Source organism: Brevibacillus sp. NRRL NRS-603 (assembly GCF_003013445.1).
Lineage (GTDB): Bacteria > Bacillota > Bacilli > Brevibacillales > Brevibacillaceae > Brevibacillus > Brevibacillus formosus.
The window spans coordinates 1-5399 of sequence record NZ_PXZN01000101.1 but is presented as its reverse complement, the minus strand read 5'-3'; the positions used below and the strand labels follow the sequence as shown (position 1 = coordinate 5399).

General features: G+C 46.6%; 7 protein-coding genes and 1 pseudogene. 1 reads left to right on the top strand and 7 read right to left on the bottom strand.

Features of this window, described 5'->3' with window-relative positions; genetic code table 11:
• The 3 genes and pseudogenes from C7R94_RS28590 to C7R94_RS28580 form a co-directional block, all read right to left on the bottom strand.
• Window positions 1-111, bottom strand: a pseudogene (locus tag C7R94_RS28590) (methylglyoxal synthase); the annotation flags it as partial.
• Between the two features lie 50 nt (window positions 112-161).
• On the bottom strand, window positions 162-914 hold the full coding sequence (dapB, locus tag C7R94_RS28585) for a 4-hydroxy-tetrahydrodipicolinate reductase (RefSeq protein WP_106785916.1): 753 nt from the start codon (window positions 912-914) through the stop codon (window positions 162-164).
• Window positions 907-1254 carry a nucleotide pyrophosphohydrolase gene (locus C7R94_RS28580; RefSeq protein WP_047069012.1) on the bottom strand — a complete coding sequence of 116 codons (348 nt, stop codon included), beginning with the start codon at window positions 1252-1254 and terminating at the stop codon, window positions 907-909. Before C7R94_RS28580 ends, dapB begins: the two co-directional genes overlap by 8 nt.
• Window positions 1255-1470: 216 nt before the next feature.
• On the opposite strand from C7R94_RS28580, the gene C7R94_RS28575 reads away from it, so the two are divergent.
• Window positions 1471-2328, top strand: a complete 858-nt coding sequence (locus C7R94_RS28575) for a YitT family protein (protein ID WP_047069011.1) — start codon at window positions 1471-1473, stop codon at window positions 2326-2328.
• 58 nt (window positions 2329-2386) lie between these two features.
• Here C7R94_RS28575 and C7R94_RS28570 read toward each other — a convergent pair whose 3' ends face one another.
• The 4 genes from C7R94_RS28570 to qcrB form a co-directional block, all read right to left on the bottom strand.
• On the bottom strand, window positions 2387-3202 hold the full coding sequence (locus C7R94_RS28570) for a sporulation protein YpjB (protein ID WP_047069010.1): 816 nt from the start codon (window positions 3200-3202) through the stop codon (window positions 2387-2389).
• Window positions 3203-3250: 48 nt separating this feature from the next.
• Complete coding sequence (locus C7R94_RS28565) at window positions 3251-3850, bottom strand: DUF1405 domain-containing protein (RefSeq protein ID WP_017248137.1); 600 nt, start codon at window positions 3848-3850, stop codon at window positions 3251-3253.
• A 76-nt stretch (window positions 3851-3926) separates the two neighbouring features.
• The gene (locus C7R94_RS28560) at window positions 3927-4718 is read right to left on the bottom strand and encodes a menaquinol-cytochrome c reductase cytochrome b/c subunit (protein WP_106785915.1); all 792 of its coding nucleotides are present in this window, start codon (window positions 4716-4718) and stop codon (window positions 3927-3929) included.
• A gap of 28 nt (window positions 4719-4746) precedes the next feature.
• A partial coding sequence (gene qcrB / locus C7R94_RS28555) for a menaquinol-cytochrome c reductase cytochrome b subunit (RefSeq protein ID WP_106785914.1) occupies window positions 4747-5399 on the bottom strand: 653 nt, incomplete at its 5' end.

Sequence of the window (5399 nt, the reverse complement as noted above, 5' to 3'; positions counted from 1 at the left end):
AGTTGTTCCTGTGGCATACAGGTCATGCTTTGCCAAAATAGATTCATAGGCCATCGCTAGTTGCACAATCTGTTCTTTCATTCGATCATGGGCAATCAATGCAATTCTCAAGAAAACCTCTCCCTTTATGGCTGGGTATCGTGTGTATGTTAATCAAACGTTTAATCAATCAGATGTTCCAATCCATAAATCAATCCGTTCATATTCATTACGGCTTTAATAGCCATGTTTACCCCTGGCATGAAAGATTCCCGGTTAATCGAGTCGTGACGAATGGACAGTGTTTGGCCTGTTGCCCCAAACAAAACCTCCTGGTGGGCAACCATGCCTGGCAGGCGGACACTGTGAATCCGGAAGCCTTCGTAATCTGCTCCGCGAGCGCCTGGAATTGTTTCTACCTCTTCAGGATGCCCTTGCTTTAGCTCTTCCCGAACGGCTGCAATCATCTCTGCGGTCTTCAAAGCAGTTCCACTTGGTGCATCCAGCTTTCTGTCATGATGCAGCTCGATAATTTCCACATGCGGCATATATTTTGCTGCCATTGCGGAAAACTTCATACATAGAATCGCTCCGATTGCAAAATTCGGAGCAATGATGGCACCCAGTCCTGCTTCTTTATAGCGCTCACTCATCTCTTGCAGCTGCTCTGTTGTCAGCCCTGTTGTTCCTACTACCGGTCTTACACCACGAGCCAGACAGAGCTCCATATGACGATACACAGTATGCGGTGTTGTAAAGTCTACCAAAACATCCGGCTTCATTTCGTCCAATTGTTGATTGATTTCCTCTTCGCTCACACGCGTATCCAGATTGCCTGTAAACACAAGCGCGGTATCCTGCGCCAGCATTTTCACTACTTCTTGCCCCATCCGACCATTTGCGCCAGCAACTGCTACACGAATTTGTTTAGTCATGCTGCTCGTTCTCCTCTATTCTCGTCCAGCGATCTTTATCGCGAGTATTAAACTTGTGCATAATACGATCAAACGCTTCCTGCAAATCGATTCCGAGTGAGTTTGCGAAACAAATCACGATGAAGAGTACGTCACCCAGTTCTTCTTCTACTGTTTTTTCGCCTTCGTCCTTTTTCTTCGGTTTTTCGCCATAAAAATGATTAATCTCTCTGGCTAATTCTCCTACTTCTTCTGTCATTCTAGCCAGCATGGAAAGCGGAGAAAAATATCCTTCTTTAAATTGCGATATGTATTGATCAACTTCTTGCTGCATCTCTTGCATAGTCTTTTGCCGTACCATCCGCCCACTCCTTTTTTCACATTCTTCTCTCTTTCACCTATCGTACTAAAAAAGGCTTCGTTTGCCAAATCACAATACTTCGTCTTTCCAGCATATGGACAATCAAACGAGCGTTCATTTATAATGGCTTTCGGATAGCCCTCAGGTAACACAAGAATTACCTGCACATCATGTCCGGGGGGAAACCTTTTCCTGGTCCGGCGAACAGGAGGAAATATGAAAATTCGTCTTGACAGTATCATTGCCATTATCATCGGTTCTGCCATTATGGGATTTGGTATTAACGCGTTCAACATTCCCAATCATCTAGCTGAGGGCGGTATCACTGGTATCAGTATTTTGATCAAGCTGTTAGTTCCTGTTGTGGATCAGGGAATCGTCTTCTTTGTCCTGAACGTACCGTTATTTTTCTTGGGCTGGAAAATTCTTGGACGAACTTCTTTTTTCTACACGATTTTGGGAACGGTTTCTCTTTCCGTCTTTTTATCCTTATTTGATGGTGTGCTTCCGTTGCCAATGAAAGATCGCTTGCTTGCTTCCCTGTACGCCGGGGTAGCTGTTGGTGTCGGTTTAGGGATTATTTTCCGTTACGGCGGAACGACCGGCGGTGTGGACATCATTGCCAGACTGCTTCAGAAATACATGGGTATCAGTATGGGCAGGACGTTATTTTTCGGAGACATCTTGGTCATCGGGGCGTCCCTCGTCTATTTGAATCTAGAAAGCGCCATGTATACCCTTGTCGTCGTCTTTATCGCAGCACGTGTCATCGACTTTTTCCAAGATGGCGCTTATGCTGGAAAAGCATTGACGATCATCTCCAACGAAGCAGATAGCATCGCCAAGCACATTCTCGATGTAGGTCGTGGTGTGACACTATTAGCAGGTAAAGGCGCCTACTCTGGCGAGGAAAAGAAAGTCATCTATGTCGTTGTCAGCCGGAACGAAGTCATGCGTTTTAAAACCCTTGTGCAAGAAATTGATCCGCACGCTTTTGTTATCGTAAACGACGTGCATGAAGTTCTCGGAGAAGGCTTCACCCTAGATGAAAACAAGAAACCGCTTCACGACTAGCATGAAGCAACGCAAAAAAACCCTTGCCTTTTCGTACAGGCAGGGGTTTTTTTACCTTTTAGGTCGAACGGATTTCTCCGTCATATTTCTTCCACGCCACATAAGACAAGGCCATGATCAAAGCTATCGAGATAGAGGCGAGAATAACAATAGGAGAATCTGGCCGCATCATTAAACGAGCAAACGTACTCTTCTCTTCTCCCACAAAAGCCACTTGAAAGGAGCTGTTCAGTTCTCGCAACGCCTCTCGAACCAGCTGCCAATCTACTTGGGTGTTTCGCATCTCTTTGGATATGATATCGTACGCAACCGTAATCGAGGACATTTGCCCCTCTGGAAGCTGAATACTCATGCCCGGCTTAATGGCCAAAAATAATCGGTAGTTCTCATCGAACTGTTCGCGAAACTGACTGAAATTCCGCTCAACAGCCGATAGCTGCAGGTTTTGGACCTGTGTAACGAGAGAAGGATAGTAGCTACGCCACATCGGCTGGTGGTCATGGGTAAGTGCGTCTATGGCGATACGCACCCTCGTAGCATGCCACAGCAATTGCTGTTCACTTGCATTTGCGGAAGCAAAACTTTGCTTGGCTGCTAGTATCGACTGGGTCACTGCATTCAGACTCTCAATACGTATCGGATTGGGCAAATGCTGGTTCGGGAATCGTTCTGCTAGCTGGACGATCCGCTGCTCTGCCCCTTCAAGGTCTCCCTTTTTTACATACGTCAAGAACTCATGCGCAATTTGATCCAATGCTGCCAACTGCTTTTGTTCTATCGGTTGATTTAGCTTCGTGTACAAATTATGAATGGGCCACGACAAGAACAACCCGATCATGAGAAAGAATAATAAAAACCGGATGTTTTTCTTCAACGCAAATAACCTCCTTCCCTAGTACAGCCTATGGAAAGGAGGACAAGATTAGACCTTATTTGTCGTATACTTCATATTTACCCACCAGATCACCGAGATCGAGATCAGACTGAGAAGAACCGTAAACAAACCAACAAAGCCCTCATACGGATCCAGCACACTCGGCAGCCACGGATGGATGTCCATGACGTAATCGAGAAAATCATTATTCAGTGTCCACAGCGCAGCGATTCCCACCGGCAGAAGACTTAGCTTGTAAAAACGCGCATACAAAACAGATTCCACAGCCATGCCGGTGTGGGAAATGATCAACATCACATCTGTCCAACGCACTTCATTGCCCATCATCCAACCAGCCACGATAATGCAGACGGCCCAGACACCGTACTTAAAATTGGTGATGCCAGCCAAAGCTTCCAGTACAGGAATGTGGCGACCCAACAAATAGGTAAGGAGTACAAGCGAAAAAAGTCCGCTACCTGTCGGGCTGTCCGGGACAAAAGGAATCAAATATGCTGGTGTCTCAGCTAATTGGTTACCATACCAGATGAAACCATATATGGTTCCTAAAAAGTTGACGACGAACAGCGTCCAAAGAAACCACCTTTTGCCCAAAGATTGCCGAAACCACTCCCATATCCAGATCATCTATAATCGTCTCCCGCTGTGTACGCCGCTAACGAAAAAGCTGACCGCATTATCAGCCAGCTTTTCCCCTATTAGCTTATTTCAAGCCAGCCATATATTCTGCTAGCTTTGCGATTTCTGCTTCATCTTTGATCATACCGCCTGGCATTGCGCCTTTACCGTTCTTGATGACATCAGTAATCTTGGCTGCATCCAAAGTTGCGCCGATTTTTTGGAGGTTTGGACCCATGCCACCCTCCATGTTTTTACCATGGCACCCCATACAGCTTGTTTGCGCTTTCCAAAGCGCATCTGCTTTAAAGCTGGTGTCAGCAGGAGCAGGTGCAGTTGCACTCGATCCCTCTTTGCCACCAGTTCCTTTCCCTTTATCTGGGTGAGCCAGATGATACTCATGGTTTGCTGCCCAAGTCAGGTAGAAAATACCAACGAGTGCAGTCAGCATCAAGCCTGTAGCAACTGGACGCTTGCTAGGACGACGCTCTTTGCTGGTATCCAGCCAAGGCGCCAACATCAGTGCACCAAATGCGATACCTGGAACGACAACGGTACCGAGTACGACCCAATCCCCTGCAGCCCAAGGATATTTCAGCATTTGATACAGGAACAAGAAGTACCAGTCTGGCAACGGAATGAAGGAAGTATCATTCGGGTTTGCTTTGTCAGTTAACGGCGACGGATGTGAAACCGTTAACACTAAGAAACCAACCAAGCAAACGGCTGCCACCATCCACTCTTTCAACAGGAAGTTTGGCCAAAACGGCTCGTTTTTACCTGGAAAGTCGGAGTAGGATGGAGAAATGTTTGGAATACGCTTCGCCGATACTCGGGAATCTCCGACGAAGGTAGCATCTTTATCTTGTTTTGCCATGCTATTTCCTCCTTTTTTCGAAGACCGATTATAGTGGACCCGAGATACCTTGCGAACGGATCATAACAAAGTGAGCTCCCAGCAGACCAAGCAGCGCGCCTGGGAGGAAGAACACGTGAATCGCGAAGAAACGGGTAAGGGTTTGCGCCCCTAGAATGTCTCCGCCTGTGAGCAATGTTTTTACGTATGGACCGATGAAAGGTACAGAGTCAGCGATCTGCACACCTACTTTGGTCGCAAAGTATGCGGTGTTATCCCAAGGCAAGAGGTAACCTGTGAAACCGAGACCCAGCATAACGAAGAAAATCAGTACGCCGACTACCCAGTTCAATTCACGAGGCTTTTTGTATGCACCTGTAAAGAATACACGCAGAGTATGTAGGAACATCATCACGATAACCAAGCTGGCACCCCAGTGATGCATACCGCGTACGATTACCCCGAACGCTACTTCGTTCTGGAGGTACTTAACAGATTCGTAAGCATTGATAACGTCTGGTACATAATACATCGTCAAGAACATACCAGACAAGATTTGAATAACGGTAATAAAGAACGTAAGTCCACCAAAGCAGTAAACAAAAGCGGAAAAATGATGTGCCGGGTTCACGTGCTCAGGTACTTCGTGGTCAGCCAAGTCACGCCACATCGGTGTGATGTTTAAGCGCTCGTCGACCCAAT